The organism is Roseomonas fluvialis (assembly GCF_022846615.1).
GTDB lineage: Bacteria > Pseudomonadota > Alphaproteobacteria > Acetobacterales > Acetobacteraceae > Neoroseomonas > Neoroseomonas fluvialis.
Window position 1 is genome coordinate 3874924 of sequence record NZ_AP025637.1, and the last position, 23024, is coordinate 3897947.

Annotated in this window: 24 protein-coding genes and 1 riboswitch; of the genes, 7 read left to right on the plus strand and 17 right to left on the minus strand. The window is 70.4% G+C overall.

Annotated elements, in window-relative coordinates; all coding sequences use genetic code 11:
* The 5 genes from MWM08_RS18630 (at position 1) to MWM08_RS18650 (ending at position 2727) form a co-directional block, all read left to right on the plus strand.
* The gene (locus tag MWM08_RS18630; protein WP_244408001.1) at positions 1-750 is read left to right on the plus strand and encodes an SDR family oxidoreductase; all 750 of its coding nucleotides are present in this window, start codon (positions 1-3) and stop codon (positions 748-750) included.
* A 36-nt stretch (positions 751-786) separates the two neighbouring features.
* Positions 787-1026, plus strand: coding sequence for a hypothetical protein (locus MWM08_RS18635; protein WP_244408002.1), 240 nt, complete (start codon positions 787-789; stop codon positions 1024-1026).
* A 77-nt stretch (positions 1027-1103) separates the two neighbouring features.
* Positions 1104-1952: a fumarylacetoacetate hydrolase family protein gene (locus MWM08_RS18640; RefSeq protein WP_244408003.1), complete on the plus strand. Its 849-nt coding sequence runs from the start codon at positions 1104-1106 to the stop codon at positions 1950-1952.
* Positions 1952-2419, plus strand: coding sequence for a lysozyme inhibitor LprI family protein (locus MWM08_RS18645; RefSeq protein ID WP_244408004.1), 468 nt, complete (start codon positions 1952-1954; stop codon positions 2417-2419). Before MWM08_RS18640 ends, MWM08_RS18645 begins: the two co-directional genes overlap by 1 nt.
* Positions 2416-2727, plus strand: a complete 312-nt coding sequence (locus tag MWM08_RS18650) for a YdhR family protein (RefSeq protein WP_244408005.1) — start codon at positions 2416-2418, stop codon at positions 2725-2727. Before MWM08_RS18645 ends, MWM08_RS18650 begins: the two co-directional genes overlap by 4 nt.
* A 73-nt stretch (positions 2728-2800) precedes the next feature.
* Here the strand turns inward: MWM08_RS18650 and MWM08_RS18655 are convergent, their stop codons facing one another.
* The 3 genes from MWM08_RS18655 to MWM08_RS18665 form a co-directional block, all read right to left on the minus strand.
* On the minus strand, positions 2801-3424 hold the full coding sequence (locus tag MWM08_RS18655) for a class II aldolase/adducin family protein (protein ID WP_244408006.1): 624 nt from the start codon (positions 3422-3424) through the stop codon (positions 2801-2803).
* Complete coding sequence (locus MWM08_RS18660; protein ID WP_244408007.1) at positions 3421-3687, minus strand: hypothetical protein; 267 nt, start codon at positions 3685-3687, stop codon at positions 3421-3423. Before MWM08_RS18660 ends, MWM08_RS18655 begins: the two co-directional genes overlap by 4 nt.
* Positions 3688-3999: 312 nt before the next feature.
* Positions 4000-5535 (minus strand): UxaA family hydrolase, encoded by a 1536-nt coding sequence (locus MWM08_RS18665; RefSeq protein WP_244408008.1) that lies wholly within the window; start codon positions 5533-5535, stop codon positions 4000-4002.
* 96 nt (positions 5536-5631) lie between these two features.
* A riboswitch (TPP riboswitch) is annotated at positions 5632-5740 on the plus strand.
* A gap of 84 nt (positions 5741-5824) precedes the next feature.
* Here MWM08_RS18665 and MWM08_RS18670 point away from each other — a divergent pair.
* The gene (locus MWM08_RS18670; protein ID WP_244408009.1) at positions 5825-7399 is read left to right on the plus strand and encodes an ABC transporter substrate-binding protein; all 1575 of its coding nucleotides are present in this window, start codon (positions 5825-5827) and stop codon (positions 7397-7399) included.
* A gap of 108 nt (positions 7400-7507) precedes the next feature.
* Here MWM08_RS18670 and MWM08_RS18675 read toward each other — a convergent pair whose 3' ends face one another.
* The 5 genes from MWM08_RS18675 to MWM08_RS18695 all read right to left on the minus strand — a co-directional run bounded on the left by MWM08_RS18675 (position 7508) and on the right by MWM08_RS18695 (position 12631).
* Entirely contained in the window at positions 7508-7726 is a 219-nt protein-coding gene (locus MWM08_RS18675; RefSeq protein ID WP_244408010.1) for a hypothetical protein, read from the minus strand.
* The gene (locus tag MWM08_RS18680; protein WP_244408011.1) at positions 7720-8562 is read right to left on the minus strand and encodes an EipB family protein; all 843 of its coding nucleotides are present in this window, start codon (positions 8560-8562) and stop codon (positions 7720-7722) included. Before MWM08_RS18680 ends, MWM08_RS18675 begins: the two co-directional genes overlap by 7 nt.
* A gap of 33 nt (positions 8563-8595) precedes the next feature.
* Positions 8596-10398, minus strand: a complete 1803-nt coding sequence (aspS, locus tag MWM08_RS18685) for an aspartate--tRNA ligase (RefSeq protein WP_244408012.1) — start codon at positions 10396-10398, stop codon at positions 8596-8598.
* 278 nt (positions 10399-10676) lie between these two features.
* Entirely contained in the window at positions 10677-11600 is a 924-nt protein-coding gene (locus MWM08_RS18690; protein ID WP_244408013.1) for an SMP-30/gluconolactonase/LRE family protein, read from the minus strand.
* Positions 11601-11680: 80 nt separating this feature from the next.
* Positions 11681-12631 (minus strand): aldo/keto reductase, encoded by a 951-nt coding sequence (locus tag MWM08_RS18695; protein ID WP_244408014.1) that lies wholly within the window; start codon positions 12629-12631, stop codon positions 11681-11683.
* Between the two features lie 147 nt (positions 12632-12778).
* Here MWM08_RS18695 and rnd point away from each other — a divergent pair, with 147 nt between their 5' ends.
* Positions 12779-13966 (plus strand): ribonuclease D, encoded by a 1188-nt coding sequence (gene rnd, locus MWM08_RS18700; protein WP_244408015.1) that lies wholly within the window; start codon positions 12779-12781, stop codon positions 13964-13966.
* Between the two features lie 242 nt (positions 13967-14208).
* Here rnd and MWM08_RS18705 read toward each other — a convergent pair whose 3' ends face one another.
* The 9 genes from MWM08_RS18705 to MWM08_RS18745 form a co-directional block, all read right to left on the minus strand.
* Complete coding sequence (locus MWM08_RS18705) at positions 14209-15093, minus strand: TauD/TfdA dioxygenase family protein (RefSeq protein ID WP_244408016.1); 885 nt, start codon at positions 15091-15093, stop codon at positions 14209-14211.
* 215 nt (positions 15094-15308) lie between these two features.
* Positions 15309-16700 (minus strand): amidase, encoded by a 1392-nt coding sequence (locus MWM08_RS18710; protein ID WP_244408017.1) that lies wholly within the window; start codon positions 16698-16700, stop codon positions 15309-15311.
* A complete protein-coding gene (locus tag MWM08_RS18715; RefSeq protein ID WP_244408018.1) occupies positions 16697-16894 on the minus strand; it encodes a hypothetical protein in 198 nt (65 codons plus the stop codon). The genes MWM08_RS18710 and MWM08_RS18715 overlap by 4 nt, the downstream gene beginning before the upstream one ends.
* A gap of 326 nt (positions 16895-17220) precedes the next feature.
* A complete protein-coding gene (locus MWM08_RS18720; RefSeq protein ID WP_244408019.1) occupies positions 17221-17991 on the minus strand; it encodes an ABC transporter ATP-binding protein in 771 nt (256 codons plus the stop codon).
* Positions 17988-18773 (minus strand): MlaE family ABC transporter permease, encoded by a 786-nt coding sequence (locus tag MWM08_RS18725; protein WP_244408020.1) that lies wholly within the window; start codon positions 18771-18773, stop codon positions 17988-17990. Before MWM08_RS18725 ends, MWM08_RS18720 begins: the two co-directional genes overlap by 4 nt.
* 4 nt (positions 18774-18777) lie before the next feature.
* Positions 18778-19869, minus strand: a complete 1092-nt coding sequence (gene alr / locus MWM08_RS18730) for an alanine racemase (RefSeq protein WP_244408021.1) — start codon at positions 19867-19869, stop codon at positions 18778-18780.
* Positions 19866-20330: a GNAT family N-acetyltransferase gene (locus MWM08_RS18735; RefSeq protein ID WP_244408022.1), complete on the minus strand. Its 465-nt coding sequence runs from the start codon at positions 20328-20330 to the stop codon at positions 19866-19868. The genes alr and MWM08_RS18735 overlap by 4 nt, the downstream gene beginning before the upstream one ends.
* Positions 20323-21834, minus strand: coding sequence for a replicative DNA helicase (locus MWM08_RS18740; RefSeq protein ID WP_244408023.1), 1512 nt, complete (start codon positions 21832-21834; stop codon positions 20323-20325). The genes MWM08_RS18735 and MWM08_RS18740 overlap by 8 nt, the downstream gene beginning before the upstream one ends.
* Positions 21835-22009: 175 nt before the next feature.
* Complete coding sequence (locus MWM08_RS18745) at positions 22010-22975, minus strand: glycosyltransferase family 2 protein (protein WP_244408024.1); 966 nt, start codon at positions 22973-22975, stop codon at positions 22010-22012.
* Positions 22976-23024 lie beyond the last annotated feature (49 nt).

Sequence of the window (23024 nt, forward strand, 5' to 3'; positions counted from 1 at the left end):
ATGGGCACACGTCTCGCCGGCAAGCGCTGCTTCGTCACCGCCGCGGGCCAGGGCATCGGCCGCGCCACCGCCCTGATGATGGCCGCCGAAGGTGCGACCGTCATTGCCACCGACCGCGACGCGCACAAGGTGGGCGACCTGGGTGCGCGCGGCATCACGCACATGCCGCTCGATGTGCTGGACGACGCCGCGGTGGAACGCGCCGCGAAGGAAGCCGGCCCGGTCGACGTCCTGTTCAACTGCGCCGGGTACGTCCACCAGAACAGCGTCGTCACCTGCACCGACGAGGAGTGGGATTTCGGCTTCGCGCTGAACGTGCGCGCCATGTGGAAGATGGCCCGCGCCTTCATCCCGGGCATGGTCGACCGCAAGCGCGGGTCGATCGTCAACATGTCCTCGGCCTGTTCGTCGGTGAAGGGCGCGCCGAACCGCTTCCTGTACGGCACCACAAAGGCCGCGGTGATCGGCCTGACCAAGTCGATCGCGACCGACTATGTGGGCCAGGGCATCCGCTGCAATTGCCTGTGCCCCGGCACGGTGGACACGCCGTCGCTGCACGAACGCATCGCCACCAACGCAGCAGCGGCCGGTTCGCTGGAAGCCGCGCGCGCCGCCTTCGTTGCACGTCAGGCGATGGGCCGGCTTGCCACCGCCGAGGAAATGGCCGCCCTGGTCGTGTACCTCGCCGCAGAGGAAAGCGCCTTCGTCACCGGCCAGGCCATTGTCATAGACGGCGGCTGGACGTTGTGAGAAACAGAAACGATAGCCGCAGGGAGGCCTTGGACCATGGGATCTGAACTCGCCGTTCCGTTGTTTGCAATGATGGGTGCGGTGATCCTCGCCGGGATCGTCGACGAGGCCGCGATGCCTGCCTTCATGTCGTTGGGCAGCCTGGCGATGCTGGTCGGGCTGCTGATCTGGAACGGTTCGATCGCGCTCCCGCCGAACCAGGCCGTCGCACTCGGCTTCGTCGGCGCCGGCTTCGCGCTGTTCGGCCATGTGCGCGGGGCGCCTCGAAGGACCTGACAGCAGGCGCGGCCCTTCCGGCCGCAGCCTCTCCCTGGCATGGTGTCGCCGCCAACGACACGGTCAGGAACACGCCAATGAAGCTGCTGCGCTACGGACCCGCCGGGCAGGAAAAACCCGGACTGCTGGATTCGGACGGCGCCATCCGGGATCTGTCAGGCTTCGTGCCTGACCTCACGGGCGATGCGCTGGCACCCGCCGCGCTCGCGAAGATCGCCGCGATCGATCCTGCCTCGCTGCCCAAGGTCGCGGGCAACCCGCGCCTGGGTCCGCCCGTGACCGGCATGAAGAACCTGGTCTGCATCGGGCTCAACTACGCCGACCACGCCGCCGAGACCGGCGCGCCCATCCCCAAGGAGCCGATCGTCTTCCTCAAGTCGCTCAACGCGCTCTGCGGGCCGAACGACGACGTCGTCATTCCGCGGCACAGCGTGAAGACCGACTGGGAGGTCGAGCTGTGCATCATCATCGGCACGCGCGCCAAGTACGTGACCGAGGACCAGGCGCTGGACCACGTCGCCGGCTACGCCGTAGGCAACGACGTGAGCGAACGCGAATGGCAGGCCGAACGCGGCGGCGCCTGGGACAAGGGCAAGGGCTTCGACACCTTCGGCCCCCTCGGCCCCTGGCTGGTCACCAAGGACGAAGTGCCCGACCCGCAGAACCTCGCGATGTTCTGCGACGTCGACGGCGTGCGCCAGCAGGATGGCTCGACGCGCACCATGATCTTCGGCGTCAAGCAGATCATCGGCTATGTCAGCCAGTGCATCACGCTGAATCCGGGCGACGTGATCTTCACCGGCACGCCGCCCGGCGTGGGGCTCGGCAAGAAGCCCTCGCCAGTCTTCCTCAAGGCGGGCCAGGTGATGAAGCTCGGCATCGCGGGGCTGGGCGAACAGCAGCAGAAGCTGGTCGCCTCGTCGTGATGCGCGCGGCCGCCTTCGCCGTCGCAGTGCTGCTGCCAGGCATGGCAGCGGCACAGCAACGCCAGCAGGCAACGCGCCCGGACGACCTCGGCCAGCAGGTCGAACGCAACATGCGCAGCTGCATCGGCACGTCCCAGGACGTGGCGCTGGTGGCGCGCTGCATGGATACGCAGCGCGCAACCATCGCGCCGCGCCTCGACGCCGCGGTGGAGCGCCTGCTCGCGACGCAGCAGGACCCCGGGCGCCGCGCCGCGCTGGCCGATGTGCAGGCGGCCTGGGCGGCGTATCGCGACCGCCGCTGCGATTTCGCCGGCAGCAATCCCGAACGCACGGACACCGCGCCGGCCGACCGCGCCGCCTGCTTCCTGCAATTCGACGTCGGCCGCGTGGTCGAGATCGAGGCGCAGCTCGCCCCGCCGCCGGCGCCGCGCCAGCAGCAGCAGCAGCAGCAGCAGCAGCGCCGGTGACCGACGCGCCGACACTGGTCATCTTCGACTTCCCGGCCCGCCCGCCCGGCGGGCCGGAGCAGGCGGCCGCGATCCGCGCACTGGCCGAGGACATCGCCGCCGAGCCCGACCTGCTGTGGAAGATCTGGACGGAATCGGCCGAGCAAAAGCGCGCGGGTGGGATCTACCTGTTCCGCTCCCGCGCGGCGGCCGAGGCTTACCACGCGAAGCACGCCGCGCGGTTAGGGAAGGCCGGCATCACCGGGATCGAGGCGACCTATCGCACCTACAACGCGCCGCTGACGGCGATCACGCGCGGGCCAGTCTAGAGCCGTTTCCGCTCGGCTTTTTTCGCGAGCATCCTCACCCGATCAGATGAGGTCCATCCGATCTGGATCTGCCCTAGCCGCGGCCATAGCCGGCGAATTGCGCGGCGGCCTCGGCCAGGTCGCGCGCGTCCAGCAGCACGGGCTCCAGCCCCGCCGCCAGCAGATCGAGATACTGGCCTGCCAGGTTCTCGATCTCGAACGCCAGCGTCAGCGCGGCGGCAAGCGTGGCACCCATTGCCACGGCGCCGTGGTTCGCCAGCAACACCGCGCGGCGGCCCTCCAGCGCGGCAACGGCGTTGTTCGCCAGCGCGACGGTGCCGAAAGTGGCATGTGCCGCGCACCGCACATCACCGCCCGCCAGCAGCACCATGTAGTGGAAGGGCGGGATGCCGGAACGCGCGCAGGACAGCGCGGTGGCCCGCGGGCTGTGGGTGTGCACGACAGCGTTCGCATCCGGCCGCGCCGCATAGACGGCGGCGTGCAGTTGCCATTCGGATGACGGGCGGCGCCGCCCCGTCGCGCTGCCGTCGGCGGTCATACGCACCAGGTCGGCCTCGGCGGTGTCGGCATAGGGCAACGCGGCGGGGGTGATGAGGAAGCCATCGCCGTCGCGCATCGACAGGTTGCCGGACTTCGAGGGCATGAACCCCGCGGCGTCGAGGCGCCGCGCCGCGGCGAGCAGGGCGCCGGCGTTCACGCCGCGCGGCCGGAGAGCGCGCCGACAACAGACGCCAGCACCATGCACAGGATCGCCAGCCCCCAGCGCGCGAGCGCGCGGCGCATATGCGGCCGTGCCTCGGCCGGCACGCGGTCCGACATCACGAACCAGTCCCAGCCGTTGAACAGAAGGCGCGATCCACCGATGCGCACGGCGCGATACCCGTCCACCAGCGCCAGCATTGCGAAGCCTGCGCTCGCGACACCGAACAGGACGGCCAACATCTGAACCAGCGTGGTCACGCTACGGCGCCTGCATGCGGATACGACGCCTCGGTCATGCCGGCCGCCGAGTAGACAGGAGGCGGTGCGACAGCGAGCGCAACATCATGCTGCCACCAAAGCGGCCGCCGCTTCGTGCGCCAGGGCGGAAGGCACGGGCCACAGCACCATGCGCCTGCGGAACCCGAGCGCGCGTCGAATGCCGTCGTCGCACGTCTTGCCGCAGCACAGCCATGCCCCGCTCGTACTGCGTCGGGATCCTGAAGACCGCCGTCGCCAGGGCGACAATGGTCAAGACCGCCGATAACAGGGGCGCGCCCCCCGACCTCTCGCTCACATCGTCGCCCCCAGCACCCATGGCGCAAACTCCTGCGCCCCGAACCCCATCGCCTCGCTGCGCGTGGGCTCGCCCGACGCCGTGCGCAGCATCCGGTCGAAGATGCGCTGCCCGCAGGCTTCCACGCTCTCGCCACCGCTCACGATCGCGCCGCAGTCGATGTCCATGTCCTCGCGCAGCCGGTCGTACATGGCGGTGTTGGTCGCGAGCTTGATCGACGGCGCCGGCTTCATCCCGAACACCGACCCGCGCCCGGTGGTGAAACACACCAGATTCGCCCCGCCCGCCACCTGACCCGTCGCCCCCACCGGGTCGTAGCCCGGCGTGTCCATGAAGACGAAGCCTTTGGCGGTGACGGGTTCGGCATAGCGATACACCTCGACGAGGTTGGTCGTGCCCGCCTTGGCCATCGCACCCAGCGACTTCTCGAGGATGGTGGTCAGCCCGCCCGCCTTGTTGCCAGGCGACGGGTTGGCATTCATCTCCGCCCCCTCGCGCGCGGTGTAGTCTTCCCACCAGGTCATCACATCGACCAGCTTCTGCCCGACCTCGCGCGAGACGGCGCGGCGCGTCAGCAGGTGTTCGGCACCATAGGTCTCGGGCGATTCCGACAGGATCACCGTGCCGCCATGCCGCACCACCAGGTCGGAGGCCGCCCCCAGCGCCGGATTCGCGGTGATGCCGGAATACCCGTCCGACCCGCCGCATTGCAGCGCGACGCACAACTCAGAAGCGGGCACCGCGACACGCGTCGCCGTGTTGGATTCGGCCAGCACCTCGCGCACGAAGTCCATCCCCTTCAGCACGGTCGCGCGCGACCCGCCGCTGTCCTGGATGTCCATGCTGCGCAGCCGCCCGGTCAGCTTCTGCTCCTCCAGCATCGGGCCGAGCTGGTTCACCTCGCAGCCCAGCCCGATGGCGATCACGTGGGAGAAATTCGCATGCCGCGCAAAGCCCGCCAGCGTGCGCCGCAGCACGCGCAGCGGCTCGTCCATCGTCATGCCGCAGCCGGTCTTGTGCGTCAGCGCCACCACGCCATCCACGTTCGGCCAGTCTGCCAGCGGGTCATGCCCGGTGATTGGGTTGCGTTCGAATTGCCGCGCGATCAGTTCCGCCACATGCGCCGAACAGTTCACGCTGGTGACGATGCCGATGTAATTGCGCGTGGCCACGCGCCCATCGGCGCGGCGGATGCCCATGAACGTCGCGGGCGTGTCCACATACGCCGTCGGCTTCGCATCCACGCCCCAGGCATAGTCGCGGGAGAAGTCGCCCATCTCGCAGTTGTGCGTATGCACCCAGGCACCGGGTTCGATCGCATCCGTCGCGAAGCCGATGATCTGGCCGTAGCGGCGGATCGGCTCGCCCTTCGCATGCGGTCGCACCGCCACCTTGTGCCCGGCCGGAATGCGCCGCCCGCCCACGGTCACACCCGGTGCGACCACGGTGCCAGGCAGCAACACCGATCGCGCGATGACCACCCCATCCTCGGGGTGCAGGCGGATCACGGGCGGCAGCGTGGCGGTATCCATGGAGTGTCCCTTCCCTGTCCGCCCCATCCTATGCCACGCCCCGCGCGGCGCGCAGCCCCGCCCTTGCGCACGCCGCACGACAGGCGCATGTACGGCATGGACACCTTGGGGAGCCCCGTCCGGGGGCTGAGAGGCGGGCTTCACCCGCGACCCATGGAACCTGATCCGGTTCGGACCGGTGTAGGGAACGGTGCCACCCGTTCGTCCGCGCGTTCAGCACCCTCGCGGGCGCACGCGCGGCCATGTGCGGAAGCCCCCGTTTCCTTCGCCGGCATGGAGGAAACGACGCATGCATCGCCGCTCGCTGATCGCCGCCACCACCGCGGCCTTCGCCAGCCCGGCCCTCGCGCAGTCAGCCCGCGCCCGCACCCTGCGCTTCATGCCGCAGGCGGCGCTCGCCTCGCTCGACCCCGTGTTCAGCCCCAGCACCATCATCACCACCCACGCCTATTGCGTGTTCGACACGCTGTATGGCGCGGACCGCGCGCTGCGTCCGCGCCCGCAAATGGCCGAGGGGCATGCGGTTGAGGACAATGGCCGCACCGTGCGCATCCGCCTGCGCGACGGGCTGCGTTGGCATGACGGCGACCCCGTTCGCGCTGCCGACTGCGTGGCGTCGATCAAGCGCTGGGCCAGCCGTGACGGCTTCGGCCAGGTGCTGCTGCGCGCCACCGCGGACCTGTCCGCCGCCGACGACCGCACCATCGTCTTCCGCCTGCACCGCCCGTTCCCCGCGCTGTTCGACGCGCTGGCCAAGCCCGGTTCGTCGCCCTGCTTCATGATGCCCGAGCGCATCGCCTCCCTGCCCGCCGACCGCGCGCTGGGTGTCGAGCACATGATCGGCTCCGGCCCCTGGCGTTTCATCGCGGCCGACTACGTGCAGGGCAGCCGCAGCCACTACGCGCGCAACGACGCCTATGCCCCGCGCGACGAACCGGCCGAGGCCGCCGCCGGCGGCAAGCGCGTGCATTTCGACCGGCTCGAGCTCACCTGGATCCCCGATGGCGGCACGGCGGCGGCCGCGCTGCGCACCGGCGAGATCGACTGGATCGAATACCCCCTGCCGGACCTGGTGCCGGTGCTCGAACGCGGCCCGCAGACGCGCACGCAGATCTACGACCCGAACGGCTTCCTGGGCTTCCTGCGCTTCAACCACCTGCACAAGCCCTTCGACGACGTGCGGGTGCGCCGCGCCATCCGCGACGTGATCGTGCAGTCCGACTTCATGGCCGCGGTCGCGCTCGAAGGCGACTGGCAGGAATGCCACGCAATGTTCCCCTGCGGCCTGCCCGGCGTGGTGGAATTCCCGCCCGCCGCGCGCGGCCCCGCCGCCATGGATCGCGCCCGCGCCGCGCTGCGCGAGGCCGGCTACACCGGCGAACCGATCATCCACATCAACCCCTCCGACTTCCCGGCGGTGACGCAGCAGGGGCGGCTCACGGTCGCACTGATGCGCCAGCTCGGCGTGAACATCCAGGTGGTCGAAAGCGACTGGGCCTCGGTGCTGGCGCGCCGTGCCAACCGCAACCCGCCCGCACAGGGCGGATGGAACCTGCACAACACCAACGGCCCCGCGGCGACCATCGCGAACCCCGCGGTGTCCTTCGCCATCCGCATGAACGGTGCTGCGGCGTGGCCTGGCTGGCCGACCGACGCGGCGGTGGAGGAACAGGTTGAAGCCTGGATAACCGCCACCGACGCCGACACGCAGGCGACCGCGATGCGCCGCCTGCAGGAACTCGCCTGGGATGCGGTGCCCTTCGCGCCGACCGGCCTGTTCCGGCTGCGCACGGCGTTCCGCGCCGATATCAGCGGCGTGCTGCAGGGGCCGAACCCCTTCGTGTGGAACCTCAGGCGCGCCTAGCGCATCGCCCGCTCAAGCAGAAGCGCTCGAGCGGGCAAAGATGCTCGCGACACCAAAAGGCGCGTGAGCATGACGTAAGAGCTCGCGAACGGCAGGCGCTCCAGCGCCTCAGGCATCGTCCGCATCGTAGGGGCGCAGCGGCAGGCTGCGGATCGCTGCCTCCGCTGCCAGAGCGCCCTGTGCGCGCGCTTCGGCGATCGCGCCGCGGTCTTCGCCTGCCAGCACCGCGGCGATGCGCGCGGCCTCGACCGCTGCCTCGCGCATGCTTTCCTGGCCGCGCCGGTAGGCACGCGCCAGGGCCGACAGGACCGCCGGGTCGTTCAGCACCCGCCGGGCACGGGTTCGAGCTTCACCATCCGGCCCTCCACCACGAACTCGCGGAAGTCCATCAGCAGCTGGTCGGCGATGCCGTTCTCCCAGTAGCGCAGGGAGACCTCGTAGGATGGCGTGGTCGCACCACCGCCCTGGCTCTGCGCGTCGCGGTCGAAGAAGGCGATGCGCATGCGCACGGAGCCGAGCGGGGATAGCGCCGGGAAGTCCGCCACCTCGCGCGGCGCGTCCCAGGCCGAGAGCACCGTCGTGGTATCCTGCGCGCCATCCTCCGACGTGCCGTCCATCAACGGGCCGACCACCAGGCGCTGGCCGTTGCGCGCGGCGTTCAGCGTCAGGATGGTGTGGTGGTTGGGCAGCATGGTGCCCGGCGGAAGGCGCTCCTCGCGCGCGGCGGGTTCGGTGTAGCGCACCACGCCGGTGCCATCGGCCATGATCTCGGCCTCGCCGGCGATACGGGTGGTGACAGCGCCCTGCGTCATCTGCGTGAGCGTGAAACGCAGGCGGCGCCCGTCCTTGCTCTCATAGGTCGAGTAGTCCGACGCGGTCTCGAGCTCGGTCCCGTCGCGGTCGGTCAGCGTGAGGGAGAATCGCTGGCGCGTCGCCCAGCCGTCGCAGGCGTCGATGAGCTCGTAGGCCATCGCGCCCTCGGCGCGGGCGATATTGCCCGGTTCGCGCGCCTGCGCGAGCGTGAGGCGATAGGCCGCGCGATGCGCCGCCAGGTGGCGCGCCTCGATCTGCTGGCCGGCGGGAACCGGGGTGGCAGGCGCCTGCGCCTGCGCCAACGGGGCCACGAGAAGCGCGACAAGGGCAGTGACAAGGCTCAGCCGCATCGCGGTCTCCTCGGGCAGGTCGGGACCATGAACTTAGGGAGTCTTCGGCGCCGCCGCACCCTTCGCGGGCGGAAGATCCAGCTTGATGTGAAGTTCCTTGAGCCGCGCGGCGGGCACGGGTGCCGGCGCCTGCATCATCAGATCCTCGCCCTGCTGGTTCAGCGGGAACAGGATGACCTCGCGAATGTTGGGCTCATCGGCCAGCAGCATGACGATGCGGTCGATGCCAGGTGCCGAGCCACCATGCGGGGGCGCGCCGTAGCGGAACGCGTTGAGCATGCCGCCGAAGCGGTCCTCGACATCCTGGGCGGTGTAGCCGGCGATCTCGAAGGCGCGGATCATGATCTCGGGGCGGTGGTTGCGGATGGCGCCGCTCGACAGCTCCACGCCGTTGCACACGATGTCGTACTGGAACGCCTTGATGTCCAAGGGGTCCATCGTGTTCAACGCCTCGAGCCCGCCCTGCGGCATACTGAAGGGGTTGTGGCTGAAGTCGATCTGCTTGGTGTCCTCGTTCAGCTCGTACATCGGGAAATCGACGATCCAGCAGAAGCGGAATTCGTCCTTCGCGATCAGGTCCAGCTCCTCGCCGAGGCGGGTGCGGACCTTGCCGCTGAACTTCGGCGCCTCGTCCTTCTTGCCGGCGGCGAAGAAGACCGCATCGCCGGGCTGCAGGCCGCAGGACGCGCGGATGGCCTCGACGCGGTCGGCTTCCAGGTTCTTGGCGATCGGGCCCTTCGCGCCATCAGCGGCAAACTGGATGTAGCCGAGGCCGCCGGCGCCCTCGGCCCGCGCCCAGTCGTTCAGCTTGTCGAAGAAGCCGCGCGGCTTGTCGGCCGCACCCGGCGCGGGAATCGCGCGCACGACCCCGCCCGAAGCCGCGATCTTGGCGAACAGCCCGAAGCCCGACCCGGCGAAGTGCGCCGTCACGTCCGTGATCTTCAGCGGGTTGCGCAGGTCCGGCTTGTCCGACCCGTATTCCAGCATCGCGGTGTCGTAGGCGATGCGCGGGAAGGGCGCGCCGTAGACCTTCCGCTCGCCGGCGAATTCCTCGAAGACGCCGGCGATCACGGGTTCGATCGCGGCAAACACGTCTTCCTGCGTGACGAAGCTCATCTCGAAGTCGAGCTGGTAGAACTCGCCCGGGCTGCGGTCGGCGCGCGAGGCCTCGTCGCGGAAGCAGGGGGCGATCTGGAAGTAGCGGTCGAAGCCCGCGACCATAGCCAACTGCTTGAACTGCTGCGGCGCCTGCGGCAGCGCGTAGAACTTGCCGGGATGGTTGCGCGCCGGCACCAGGAAGTCGCGCGCGCCCTCGGGGCTGGATGCCGTCAGGATCGGCGTCTGGAACTCGGTGAAGCCCTGGTCGATCATGCGGCGGCGGATCGAGGCGATGACGCCGGCGCGCAGCATGATGTTGCGGTGCTGGCGTTCGCGCCGCAGGTCCAGGAAGCGGTAGCGCAGGCGCAGGTCCTCGGGGAATTCCTGCTCGCCCGCCACCTGGATGGGCAGCTGTTCGGCGGCGGACTGGATCGTCACCTCGCGCACGCGGATCTCGATCTCGCCGGTGGGCAGCTTGGCGTTCACCGTGCCGGCTTCGCGCAGCACCACCTCGCCGGTGATGGTCACCACGCTCTCGGGGCGGGTTTCCTCCAGCGTCGGCAGCAGGGGCGACCCGGCCGCCACCACGCATTGCGTGAGGCCGTAATGGTCGCGCAGGTCGACGAACAGCACCCCACCATGGTCGCGCTTGCGGTGCACCCAGCCCGAGATGCGCACGGTCTTGCCGGCATCGGAGGCGCGGAGCGCGGCGCAGGTATGGGTGCGATAGGCGTGCATGTTCTGGCGACCGTGACGGGCTGGGAGGGAAGGCCGCGCAGAGGGACCGAGAGGGGCGGGGCTGTCAAGCGCGGGGGCGGAAAACCGCGGCGGGAGACGGAACCGCCGGTTTCGGACAAATGGGCGGCAGGGCGCGACCTGTCGGTTTCGGACAAATTCCCCCCGGTCCTCGGCGGGGAGGCGTCGGCGGAGGTCGGAACGGGCCGGGCTGGCTGTTTCCATGAACGAGAAGGTATCGGAATTTCTTCCTAAATACAACCCGAAGCACCGCCGGATTGTCAGCCGGGCAGGGTCACCCGGGCCAGCATCGCCTCGCCCCGCCCGCCTTCGGCCAGGCCGCCCGTGCCCAGCACATACGCGGCCGGCGCCCTCGGCACCGCGACCAGCGCGGTATTGCCCTCCAGCCCTGGCGCCGGAAACCCCTCGGCCTCGGTCGCGCCGGGGCGCAGCCGCGCGATCGCACCGCCATGCGTCGCCGCCCAGATGGTGCCGTCCGGCATGACCCAGAAATCGTCGATGCCGGGAAAGCGCGCCATCGGCGCGGGCGCGCCGGCCGGCATCCCGGCCCCATCAAGGCCGACGCGCAGCAGCATCCGCGTGGCGGAATTGGACAGCAGCAAGGCCTGCCCGTCGGCGCTGCGCTTGATGCCGTTCACGCCCGGCAGGGCCGGGCGCGCCGGGTCCCCGGCCAGGGCCGGGTCGTCCAGCCAGACCCGCGGCGGGGCACCGTCCAGCGGCACCGCCCAGACGCGCCCCAGCGCCGAATCGGCCAGCAGAAGCAGGCCCGGCGCCAGGACCAGCAGGCCGTTGGGGAAGATCGCCTCGGGCAGCGGCAGGCGGCGTTGCACCCGGCCCTGGCCGTCCAGCAGCAGCACGGCGCCGGTGCCGCGCAGCGCCGCCGGGCCCTGGGTGAAGACCGCGCCATGCCCGGCCAGCGCAACCGCGCCGCCATCGAGCAACGCCAGGCTGACCGGGTGCAGCGGCACCTCCGCCCAGGGGCCGGCGCCGGCCGGCGACCAGGCCTCGACCCGCCGGGCGAAGTAGTTGGTGAACAGCACCGACCCGTCCGGCCGCACCACCAGGTTCTCGAGGAATGTGCCGCTGGGGAAGCGGGCGAGCGGTTCGACCGCCAGGCCCTGCGCCGCGGCCGGGCCGGCCGCGAGGGCGGCCGATGCCGCCAGGATGTCACGCCGACGCATCATCACCGCCCCCGTTCCGTTTGCGTACGATGTCGGACCGGCACCGCCGGGCGCAAGGCATCGGCCGGGGCGTCACCGAACCGTCACGTGCTGGCGGCGTCCAGCGCCGCCACGTCGGCGGCGGTCAACGCCACCTCCCCCGCCACGGCCAGTTCCGCCAGTTGCTCGGGGCTGGTCGCACTCGCGATCGGCGCGGTGATGCCCGGGCGCGCCAATTGCCAGGCCAGTGAGACCGCCGCACGGGTGATGCCGTGCCGGTCCGCCACCGCATCCACCGCCGCCAGCACGCGCATTCCCTTGTCGGTCATGTGCTTCGCCACGGCGCGCTCCCCGCGCACCGACTTCGAAAGATCCGCCGCCGAACGGTACTTGCCGGTCAAGAAGCCCGAGGCGAGCGCGGAATAGGTGATGACGCCCACCTGTTCGGCGAGGCACAGCGGCAGCAGGTCGGCCTCGATGCCGCGGTCCATCAGGTTGTAGACGGGCTGGTGGCTTTCGAAGCGCGGCAGGCCATGCGCCGCGCTGAGGTCGAGCGCCGCCTTCAGCCGCGCGGCGGTGTAGTTGGACGACCCGATGGCGCGGACCTTCCCGGCCTCGATCAGCCGCTGGAAGGCACCGAGCGTGTCGGCCAGCGGCGTCGCCTCGTCGTCCCGGTGCGCCTGGTACAGGTCGATGCGCTCGATCGCGAGGCGCTTCAGCGATGCCTCGCAGGCGGCGGCGATCCAGGCGGGGGAGAGCCCCTTCCCCTGCCCCGGGATCTCCATGCCGCACTTGGTCAGGATCAGGACCTTGTCCCGCACGCCCGGGCGCGCCTTCAGCCAGGCGCCGATGATCGTCTCCGATTCGCCGCCGGCATGGCCCGCGACCCAGGTGGAATAGACATCCGCCGTGTCGATAGCGACCAGGCCGCGCTCCACGCAGGCATCGAGGAGGCGGAAGGACATCGCCTGGTCGGCCGTCCAGCCGAACACATTGCCGCCGAAGACCACCGGGGGCACCGACAGGCCGGACCGGCCGAGCGCGCGCATCTGCATAGGTTTGTCCTCCGTACCGGCGGGCAGGATGCGCCGCGCCCGGCCGGCCCGCCAGCCCGACGGCCCGCCGGCAGACACGAAGCAGGGCGCCAAGAACCTGCCCGGGCCGCTTTCCCTCCCCCGCCCCGGGGTCTAGAAGCGAAGGACATGAGTCGCCGCCCCGCTGCCGCCGCCGAACCCACCCCCGTCCTGATCACCGAGACCGAGGCCCTGGCCGCGCTCTGCGCCCGCCTGCGCAGCGAGGCCTTCGTCACGGTCGACACCGAATTCATGCGCGAACGCACCTACTGGCCGGAACTCTGCCTGGTGCAGCTCGCCGGCGAGACCGAGGTCGCGGAAGTCGATGCCCTGGCGCCGGGCCTGGACCTGGCGCCGCTCGGCGAATTGCTGGCCGACCCCGCCGTGGTGAAGGTGTTCCACGCCGCCCGGCAGGATGTGGAGATCTTCCTGCTGAAATTCGGCGCCGTGCCGACGCCGCTGTTCGACACGCAGATCGCCGCCATGGTCGCGGGCTTCGGCGACCAGGTGTCGTATGACGGGCTGTGCCGGTCGCTGGCCGGCGTGCAGATCGACAAGGCGCACCGGTTCAGCGACTGGTCGGCACGACCGCTGTCGGCCGCGCAGCTCGCCTACGCCGCGGCCGATGTGACGCATTTGCGCAAGATCTACACCGCGCTCGATGCCAAGCTGCGGCGCGAGGGGCGCCTCGCCTGGGTGGCGGAGGAAATGGGCGCGCTGGCCGACCCGGCCACCTACCTCACCGACCCCGAGAGTGCCTGGGAACGCCTGCGCCCGCGCACCACGAACCGGCGCTTCCTGGGCGTGCTGCAGGCCGTGACCGCGTGGCGCGAACGCGAGGCGCAGCGCATCAACATCCCGCGCCAGCGCCTGGTGAAGGACGAGACGCTGCTCGAGATCGCGGCCACCACGCCGGAAACCGCGGCCGACCTGGCGCGCGCGCGCGGCATCTCGGAAGGCTTCGCCAAGGGGAGGTCCGGGATCGGGCTGCTCGCCGCAGTGAAGGCCGGGAAGGAACTGGCCGACGAGGCTCTGCCCGAGGCGCCGAAGGACCGCGCCGGGCCACCGGCCTCCCCCGCACTGGTCGCGCTGCTGAAGGTGCTGCTGGCGGCGAAGAGCGAGGAACACCACGTCGCGCCGAAACTGCTCGCCAGCAGCGACGACCTCGACCGCCTGGCCACCGGCGACGACGCCGAAGTGCCCGCCCTGCACGGCTGGCGCCGCGACGTGTTCGGCGACGCAGCCCTGGCCCTGAAGGCCGGACGCCTGGCGCTGGGCGTGGACGGGAAACGGGTCAAGCTGATCCCGGCGGGGTGAAGGCGGGCGGCGGAGGGGGCTTTGCCCCCTCCGGACCTCCCCCACCAGGGGGCTACGGCCCCCTGGACCGCGGGGTTTTCATCGGGGATTTTGGGGAGGGGCATCGTCGGTGCCAACCTGCCCGACGGGCGCACCATGCCCCTCCCCGAAATCCCCGATCAAATCGAGGGTTCCAAGGGCCTTAAGCCCTTGGCGGGTGGGGTTCGGGGAGGGCAGAGCCCTCCCCGCGCGCCCATCCCCCGTCAGGCCGCCTGCTGTTCCAGCGTCGGTGCCACGTCCGTCAGGGTCACGCGGCGCATGTCGCGGGGGTAGGTGGTGTCTTCAAAGGGGCGGGCGCGGTGCAGGGTGCAGCGGTTGTCCCACATCACCAGGTCGTTCTGGGTCCAGTGGTGGCGGTGGACGAAGTCGCGTTGGGTGGCGTGTTCCGTGAGGTCGCGGATCATGGCCATGCCTTCGGGCGTGGGCATGCCGTCGATGCGGCCGATATGGGCCGAGAGGTACAGTGACGTGCGGCCTGATCCGGGGTGGCGGCGCACCAGGCGTTGCGGCACGGGGGCGAAGGCTTTCTTTTCCTCGGGCGTGTATTCGTCGAAGCCGAGTTGCGCGCGGGAATAGATCAGCGAGTGCCAGGTCGTGAGGTCCTTGATCTTCGCCTTGGTGCGCTCGGGCAGGGCGTCCCAGGCGGCGCGCATGTCGGCGAATTCGGTCTCGCCGCCTTCGGGCGGGATCACGCGGGCGTGCAGCATGGAATACATCGCCGGTGTCGGCTTGAAGGATGAGTCCGAGTGCCAGAGCCGGTTGCCCAGCGCGAACATCCGGCGCCGGTCATCGGCGGCGAGCAGCGAGCCATCGGTGTCGAGGTTGGAGATGTCGTTCATCTCCTGGTGCTTGAGGCGGTGCTTGTGGGCGTCGACCACGCCGCGGGTGGCTTCGAGCGTGCCGAGCGCGCGGCCGAAGTTCATCTGCTGTTCGTCGTCGAGCGCCTGGCCGGGGAAGACCAGGACCGCGTAGGTGTCCATGGCGCGGTGGATCTCGGCGGCGAGATCCGGCGCGATCGGCTGGCGCAGGTCGATGCCCGTGGCTTCGGCGACAAAGAGCGGGTGCAGCGGCTTGAGCGTGAGCGGCATGGGTGGCGTTCCTCGGATGCGGCCTGGTCCGTTGGCGCGGCCCGGCTTCGTGGAGGGAGGGTCGCGCTGCGGACGCTGGCGGGTCAAGGGTCGTGACGGCGCCCGCCACCCCGGGTGCGTGTTGCCTGGGATGGCAGGTGCGCGGCTTCGGTCGGCGCGCGGCGGACCGTCGCGCCGAGGCCGCGCAGGGCCGGCAACGCGCCTGGCCCCGTCCATCACACGGCGAGCGGCGGCCGCTGTTCCCACCAGCCCGCCGCGCGTTCGTAGGCATGCGCCACGCGGAACAGCAGGGCCTCGTGGAACGACCCGGCCGCGAAGGACAGCGACAGCGGCATGCCGTTCGCGCCGAATCCGCAGGGTAGCGCGATGGCCGGATGCCCGGTTGCGTTGAAGGTCGAGGTGATCGGATGCGACTTGCGGAACGGCCCCTCGTCCACCTCGCTGAGCAGCGGCGCGGCGGAGGGCGTGCCGGCGCACAGCACCGCATCGCAGCGCGCGAAGACGGCGTCCATCTCCGCGATCAGCACGCGTCGCAGGCGCTGCGCCTGGACGTAGTCGGCGCCGGAGACGAAGGCGCCCATCATCAATCTTTCGCGCGTGACGCGGCCATAGAGTTCGGGCGTGCGGCGCAGCCAGTCGGCATGGATGGCGAAGCCTTCGGCCAGCAGCACCGCCTGGGTCACGGCATCGGTGCGTGCACGCGCGGGCAGGGTCACGTCGATGATGGTGGCACCGAGGCCGCGCAACACCTCGCAGGCGGCATCGAGTGCCGTCATTGTCTCGGCATCCACGCCTGATTCGATGTCGAAGGCGCGCGCGCGACCGATGACCAACCCGGCAATTCCGGCGTCGATCTGCGCCATGTAGTCCGGCACCGGTTCGTCGGCTGATCCGGGGTCGAGCGGGTCGTGTCCGGCCAGCACCTGCGTGGTCAGCGCGCAGTCTTCCACGGTGCGCGCGAGCGGGCCCGCGTGATCCAGCGTGAAGGAGAGCGGGAACACCCCGCGCCGGCTGATCCGCCCATAGGTCGCCTTCAGCCCGACGATGCCGCAATACGACGCCGGCAGGCGGATCGACCCGCCGGTGTCGCTGCCCATCGCCATCGCCACCATGCCCGACGCGACCGCGGTGCCCGAACCGGATGACGACCCGCCGGCGAAGCGCGTCACGTCCCAGGGATTTTTCGCATTGGGGAAGGCGAGTTCGTCGGTCGGTCCGCCACGGGCGAATTCATGCGTGGAGAGCTTGCCGAGCAGCACCATGCCAGCGGCTTCCAGCCGCGCCGTCGTCTCGGCGTCGGTGTCGGCCATATTCTGCAGCATCTGGCGCGAATGGCAGGTCGTGCGCAGCCCGGCGGCGTCGTAGATGTCCTTCAGCGCGTACGGGATGCCATGCAGCGGGCCGCGGCGGCGGCCGGCCTTGATCTCGGCCTCGGCGGCCTGGGCCGCGGTACGCGCCCGCGGCGCGGTCACCTCGATGAAGGCATGCAGCGACGGGTCCAGCGCGGCGATGCGCGCCAGCGCCTGTTCGGTGAGTTCGACGGGCGAAAGCGTACCGGCGGCAATCGCGCGCGACGCGTCCGCCAGCGAGGGGACGGGCGTGGTCATCGTTCGGGTGTGCGCGGCTGGCGCAGGCCGAAGGCGGGTTCGGTGGTGCGCGGCATGGGTTCGTCGAGCACCTCGCGCAGCGCGCGCCAGGCGAGGAAGCCTTCCATCATCGCCGGGCGGCGGTCCGGCGGCACGGTCACGCCGGCACGGGCCAGGGCGATGTCGAATTCTGTATCGGGATCGGGGGCGGGCATGGCGACGCTCCGGCTGGTGTGCCGTGCGCCTCGCGATTTCATCCCGTCGGAAGGCTCGCGCCGGGGCTCGGTGCGGTCAAGTCGCGCTTCCACGAATCCTGCAGGATCCCGGGCGGACGCGCCGGGGTTTGCGCGGCGCGCACATCACACGGTGGCCTCGGCGCGCACTGTCCGCATGCGTGCCGGGCGCGCGCCCGCATCGTCACACGCACAGGCCACGGTGGCAGCGCCGATGCCGGTCGAATGAGAGCATCGGATCGGGTGGCGATGCTGGTGACACCGCGACGTTCGAGACATCGGAGCGTGCCAGGGCGAACGCAAAAGGCCTACCGGCGCAACTCCATCTGGATCGGCCCGTCGCGATCGCCGCGCGCGAACTGGTCCACCATCGCGTTGCCGGTCTCGCCAAGCGCCGAGGCCTGCCCGGTCCAGACGATGCGGCCCTTGTGCAACATGGCGGCGTCGTCGCCGATGCGCCGCGCGCTCGCCATGTCGTGCGTGATGGACACGGCGGTGGCGCCGAGGCGCTTCACGACATCCACGATCAGCCCGTCGATCACCGCGCCCATGATCGGGTCGAGGCCGGTGGTGGGTTCGTCGAAGAAGATGATGTCGGGTTCGGCGGCGATGGCGCGAGCGAGACCCACGCGCTTCTGCATCCCGCCCGAGAGTTCCGCCGGCGAGAGGTCGCCGACGGATGCCGCGAGGCCGACCTGGGCGAGCACCTCGGCCGCCTTGTCGCGGGCGGCAGCGCGGGTGATGCGCTTCTGCGCCAGCAGCTTGAAGCACACGTTCTCCCAGACAGGCAGGCTATCGAACAACGCGCCGTTCTGGAACAGCATGCCGATGCGGTCGTTGAGCGCCGCGCGATCACGTCGCGGCATGGCGAGCAGGTCGCGGCCATCGACCTCGATCGTGCCGGCATCGGGCGTGATCAGGCCCAGGATGCACTTGATGGTGACCGACTTGCCCGACCCCGACCCGCCCAGGATCACCATGCCGTGCCCGGCGCGGATATCGAGGTCCACGCCATCCAGCACACGCTTCTCGCCGAAGGCCTTGGACAGGCCGCGCAGGCGGATCTTCGGCGTGCTCATGTGGCGAAGAACAGCTCGGTCAGGATGTAGTCGAGTGCGAGGATCAGGATCGAGGACGACACCACCGCCGTGGTCGTCGCGGCGCCCACGCCCTGCGCGCCGCCGCGCGAATTGTAGCCGCACCAGCAGCCCATCAGCGTGATCACGAACCCGAAGACGGCGGCCTTCACGAGGCCCGAGACGACATCCATCACCTGCAGGAAATCGAGCGTGGCGCGCAGGTAGCCGGCGGAGCCGAAGCCGAGCTTCGTGGTGCCGATCAGCCAGCCGCCCATCACACCCAGGATATCCGCCACCACCACCAGGAAGGGCAGCGCCAGCACGCCCGCCAGCAGCCGCGGCGTGACCAGGTACTTCATCGGGTCGGTGGACAGCGTGGTCAGCGCGTCGATCTGGTCGGTCACGCGCATGGTGCCGATCTCGGCGGCGAAGGCGGCGCCGATCCGCCCGGCCACCATCAGCCCGGCCAGAACGGGCCCAAGTTCGCGCGTGATCGACAGCACCACCACGTTCGCGACCGCGCCTTCGGCATTGAAGCGCGCGAAACCGGTATAGGATTGCAGGGCCAGCACCATGCCGGTGAACACCGCGGTCAGCGCCACCACGGGCAGGGAGAAGTACGCGATCTCGGCCAGGTGGCGCAGGAACAGCCGCCCGAAGAAGGGCGGGCGCAGCAGATGGCTGACGGCGACGACGGCAAAGATCGCGACCTCGCCGATGGTCCGGCAGGCGGCGATCACGCCACGCCCGACCGCGGCGACGGGGTTCAACACCAGGTCCAACCGCTCAGCCCCGGATGTAGTCGCGGTGGTAGCGGGCCCCGAGGCCGGTCAGCAACTCGTAGCCGATGGTGCCGGCCAGGGCCGCCGCCTGGTCCGGCGTGCAGCCCGCACCGCCCAGCACGGTGATGCGGTCGCCCACCGCGATGTCGGGCCGGTCGGTCACGTCGAAGGTCGTCAGGTCCATGGACACCCGTGCCACGAGGGGAACGGGCCGGCCGCGGCATTCGCCCACGGCACGCCCCGAGAGGCTCCTCAGGTAGCCATCCGCATAGCCCACCGCAACCGTGGCGATCCTGGACGGGCGTGGCGCGACCCAGGATGCGCCGTAGCCGACCGACGCCCCGGCCGGGATCTCGCGGACCTGCAGCACGGGTGCGGCGAGGCGCATGACCTGGCGCATGGGGTTCGGCGCGCCCGGCATGGGGTTGATGCCGTACAGCGCGCAGCCGGGTCGCGCGAGGTCGGAGGCGAAGCCCGGCCCGAGGAACATGCCCGAGGAATTCGCGAAGGACCGGCGCATGGACGGCAGGGCTGCGCAGGCCGCGGCGAAGCGCGCGGCCTGGTCGGCGTTCAGCGGATGGTCCGGTTCGTCGGCACAGGCCAGGTGCGTCATGACATACAGCAGGTCGAGCCCCGCCAGCAGCGCGTGATCATCCGCAAGCCGCACCTGCTCGGGGCCATCGAGGCCGAGCCGCGCCATCCCGGTATCGAGGTGTAGGATCGCGCGCCGCGCCACCCCCGCCGCGCGCCCCGCCGCCGCATGCACCGCCACGTCCGCCAGCGCGTTCAGCACCGGCACGAGCGCCGCGTCGCCATCCTCCTGCGGCGCGAAGCCTTCCAGCACGGCGATCATCGGCGCGGGGCCGAGGGCCGCGCGCAGCGCCAGCCCCTCGGTCAGGCAGGCCACGAAGAAGTGACGACAGCCGGCCGCGCGCAGCGCGCGCGCGACCTCCACGGCACCCAGGCCGTAGCCATCCGCCTTCACCACGCCCGCCACCGCGCCGGGTGCACCGCGCGCAGCCAGGTCCCGCCAGTTCGCGACGATGGCGGGCAGGTCGATGGTGAGCACCGGCTGGCCGGTGAGCGGGCCGCTCACGCGAGGTCCATGCGGTAGACGATGAAGCCCGATCGCTGCGCGATGCGGTCATAGAGCAACCGCGCCGTCGCATTGCCCTCCTGCGTCTGCCAGTACAGCCGGGTGGCGCCCGCCTCCTTCGCTCGCGCGGCAGCGGCTTCGATCAGCGCGCGGCCCACGCCGCGCCCACGCAGGGACGGTGCGGCGAACAGGTCCTGCAGGTAGCAGGTGGGGCCCATCATGGTGGTGTTGCGATGGAAGATGATGTGCACGAAGCCGACGAGCGCGGCCGCCTGTTCCGCGACGATTGCCTCCATCGGCTCATGGCCGTCGAAAAAGCGCGCCCAGGTGGTGCGCGTCTGTGCCTCGCTCACGGCGGTCGGGCCGGTGCGTTCGTAGAAGGCGTTGTAGCCTTCCCACAAGGGTAGCCAGGCGTCGAAATCCGTGGGGCGCGCGGGGCGGATGCCGACGACGTCAGTCACGCATCTGGTCCTCGTGGTGGGTATCGAGGTCGCCGAAGCGGGTGAACTCGGCCTCGAAGAACAGCTTGATGGTGCCGGTCGGGCCGTGGCGCTGCTTGGCGATGATCAGTTCCGCCTTGTTATGCGCCATCTCCATGTCCTTCTGCCACTTGTCGACCGCCTCGTGGAACTTGTCGGGGTTGTCGAAGGCCAGTTCCTTCGGCGCGCGCTGGGCCAGGTAGTAATCGTCGCGATAGACGAACATGACGGAGTCGGCGTCCTGCTCGATCGACCCGGATTCACGCAGGTCGCTCAATTGCGGCCGCTTGTCCTCGCGCGATTCGACGGCGCGCGACAGCTGCGACAGCGCGATCACCGGCACCGCGAGTTCCTTGGCGATCGCCTTCAGCCCCTGCGTGATCATCGAGATTTCCAGCACGCGGTTCTCCGGCCGCGTGCCCGCCGCCGGGCGCATCAGCTGCAGGTAGTCGACGATCACCAGGTCGAGCCCGCGCGTGCGCTTGAGGCGCCGGCAGCGCGTGCGCAAAGCGCTGATCGTGATGGCCGGCGTGTCGTCGATGTAGATCGGCAGGGCGGCGATCTCGCGGCTCACCTCCACGAAGCGGTCGAAGTCGCGCTGGCCGATCTCGCCGCGGCGGATACGGTCGCCGGAGATGCGCGCTTCCTCCGACAGCAGGCGGGTCGCCAGCTGGTCGGCGCTCATTTCCAGCGAGAAGATCGCGACACCGCCCTTGGGCACCGCATTCGGGTCGATGTCGCGCGCCTGCCGCAGGATGGATTTCGCCGCGCCGAAGCCGATCTTTGTGGCGAGCGCGGTCTTTCCCATGCCCGGCCGACCCGCGACGATCATCAAATCCGACTTGTGCAGCCCGCCCATCTTGGCATCGAGGTCGCGCAGCCCGGTCGTCAGGCCCGACACGCCGCCGGGCGTGGAGAAGGCCTTGGCCGCGGCCTCCACCGCCGTCGCCAGCGCGCGGTCGAAGGTGACCATGCCGCCCTCGCCGGCGGCGCCATCCTTCGCCAGGTCGAACAGCGCCTGTTCCGCGGCTTCGAGCTGCTGGGTGGCATCGAGTTCGGCCTCGGCGCCGAAGGCGCGGTTCACCACCACCTCGCCCAGGTCGATCAGCTGCCGGCGCAGCCAGGCATCGAAGACCACGCGGCCGTATTCACCGGCATTGATGATGCCGACCATGGCCGAGAGCAGTTGCGCGAGATAGGCCGGCCCGCCCACTTCCTCGAGCAGGCCGGAATGTTCGAATTCCGCGCGCAGCGTCACCACGTCGGCCAGCTGCCCGGCCTCCACGCGGCGCTGGATCGCCTGGAAGATGCGGCCGTGGATGGGGTCGGCGAAATGCTCCGGCGCCAGGAACTCGCTGACCCGTTCATAGGCCTTGTTGTTGGCCAGCAGCGCGCCGAGCAGCGCCTGCTCGGCCGCCATGTTGGACGGCGGCATGCGCTGCGACAGGCCGAGAAGGCTGCTGCCGGCGGAGTCGATTTCGTTCATCGGGGCATCCTAGACCGCGCCGATGCGTCCGGCGTTGGGCATGGCCTGTGGATCAGGGGGATGACGGGGATGAAGTGGTTCGGCAGCCGGCGGTCGACCCACCGGCGCGGCCCGCTGCGCCATTCGCATGGGGCGGCAGTTCGCCCTGCACGGGAGCCGCATCGCGCCGGCCGGCTCAAGCACGCCCGCTGCGTCCCTTCAGGACCAGCGCATCCCCGGTGCAGATAATGCGCCACTCTGACTTGGGGCCGTCAGGGAGCGGGTGCCACGTCACTTCGGCCTCGCGCGACCGCACTGCCTCGGCGTCGGGCACGCCGGCCGGTAGGCCGTTCATTCGGCCAAGCGGGGTGAAGGTGATGGTGTCCACCACATCGGTCTGCGCCACATGAGGATAGCGCAGCGCATGCGAGCGCAGACGCTGCAAGCCTGCAGCGCCGTCGAAGCGTTCGCCGCTTTCCGCCGCCTGGCGCCACTGGAAGCCCGAGCGCGGCGATACGGATGGTATGGCCGACACGGCCCGCGCGCCCAGTTCGGCCTTGAGAACGAAGCGCTCACGGCTGCGGATCGGGAAATGCGCGAGGTGCCCGATCGCGATCGGGGTGCCGGCATCCTCCCGTCCGCGCGACAGGCCATGGCTGCCCTGCGCGATCGTGAATCGCGGTACCCGGTCGTGCAGGCGGCGCGAGACCGCGACCTTGACAACTCCCGTGGACGCCGGCGGCAGAACCTCGTGCTCGCCCTCCGCCGAGAAATCGGCAAATCCGGCGGGGCGCTGCGGCCAAAGGTTGCGCCAGCGCCATTGCACCATCGTCGCGTCCTCCGGCAGGCACCCGATCAGCGCCGCACGTCCGGCCACCATCGGCAACTCGTCGGCATCGAGTGGGAAGACCCAGGATGCGCCGCGCGCAAAGGCCTCGCGCACCAGCGCGGTGACGATCAGCGACTGCACGTAGGCGTGCTGGGCGAAGCGCAGGACCGTGAGCGGCATCCGCGTGGCCGCCGCGGCCAGGATCTCGGCGGTACCGTCGGTTGAGGCATGGTCCACCACGAGGACGTCGTCGAACAGCGCCGCGCAATGGCCGAGAAAATCGGGCAGGATGTCCGCCTCGTTGCGGATCATGGCGACGGCGGTCAGGCGCATGCGTTTCTCGCGGCATGATGGTCCGCAAGGCTACTGCAGCCGGGCCGAT

Coding starts and splice junctions, on each gene's coding strand:
- MWM08_RS18630 (WP_244408001.1), top strand. CDS start 1: ATGGGCACACGTCTCGCCGGCAAGCGCTGCTTCGTCACCGCCGCGGGC.
- MWM08_RS18635 (WP_244408002.1), top strand. CDS start 787: ATGGGATCTGAACTCGCCGTTCCGTTGTTTGCAATGATGGGTGCGGTG.
- MWM08_RS18640 (WP_244408003.1), top strand. CDS start 1,104: ATGAAGCTGCTGCGCTACGGACCCGCCGGGCAGGAAAAACCCGGACTG.
- MWM08_RS18645 (WP_244408004.1), top strand. CDS start 1,952: ATGCGCGCGGCCGCCTTCGCCGTCGCAGTGCTGCTGCCAGGCATGGCA.
- MWM08_RS18665 (WP_244408008.1), bottom strand. CDS start 5,535: ATGGATACCGCCACGCTGCCGCCCGTGATCCGCCTGCACCCCGAGGAT.
- MWM08_RS18670 (WP_244408009.1), top strand. CDS start 5,825: ATGCATCGCCGCTCGCTGATCGCCGCCACCACCGCGGCCTTCGCCAGC.
- MWM08_RS18680 (WP_244408011.1), bottom strand. CDS start 8,562: ATGCGGCTGAGCCTTGTCACTGCCCTTGTCGCGCTTCTCGTGGCCCCG.
- aspS (WP_244408012.1), bottom strand. CDS start 10,398: ATGCACGCCTATCGCACCCATACCTGCGCCGCGCTCCGCGCCTCCGAT.
- MWM08_RS18690 (WP_244408013.1), bottom strand. CDS start 11,600: ATGATGCGTCGGCGTGACATCCTGGCGGCATCGGCCGCCCTCGCGGCC.
- MWM08_RS18695 (WP_244408014.1), bottom strand. CDS start 12,631: ATGCAGATGCGCGCGCTCGGCCGGTCCGGCCTGTCGGTGCCCCCGGTG.
- rnd (WP_244408015.1), top strand. CDS start 12,779: ATGAGTCGCCGCCCCGCTGCCGCCGCCGAACCCACCCCCGTCCTGATC.
- MWM08_RS18705 (WP_244408016.1), bottom strand. CDS start 15,093: ATGCCGCTCACGCTCAAGCCGCTGCACCCGCTCTTTGTCGCCGAAGCC.
- MWM08_RS18710 (WP_244408017.1), bottom strand. CDS start 16,700: ATGACCACGCCCGTCCCCTCGCTGGCGGACGCGTCGCGCGCGATTGCC.
- MWM08_RS18715 (WP_244408018.1), bottom strand. CDS start 16,894: ATGCCCGCCCCCGATCCCGATACAGAATTCGACATCGCCCTGGCCCGT.
- MWM08_RS18720 (WP_244408019.1), bottom strand. CDS start 17,991: ATGAGCACGCCGAAGATCCGCCTGCGCGGCCTGTCCAAGGCCTTCGGC.
- MWM08_RS18740 (WP_244408023.1), bottom strand. CDS start 21,834: ATGAACGAAATCGACTCCGCCGGCAGCAGCCTTCTCGGCCTGTCGCAG.
- MWM08_RS18745 (WP_244408024.1), bottom strand. CDS start 22,975: ATGCGCCTGACCGCCGTCGCCATGATCCGCAACGAGGCGGACATCCTG.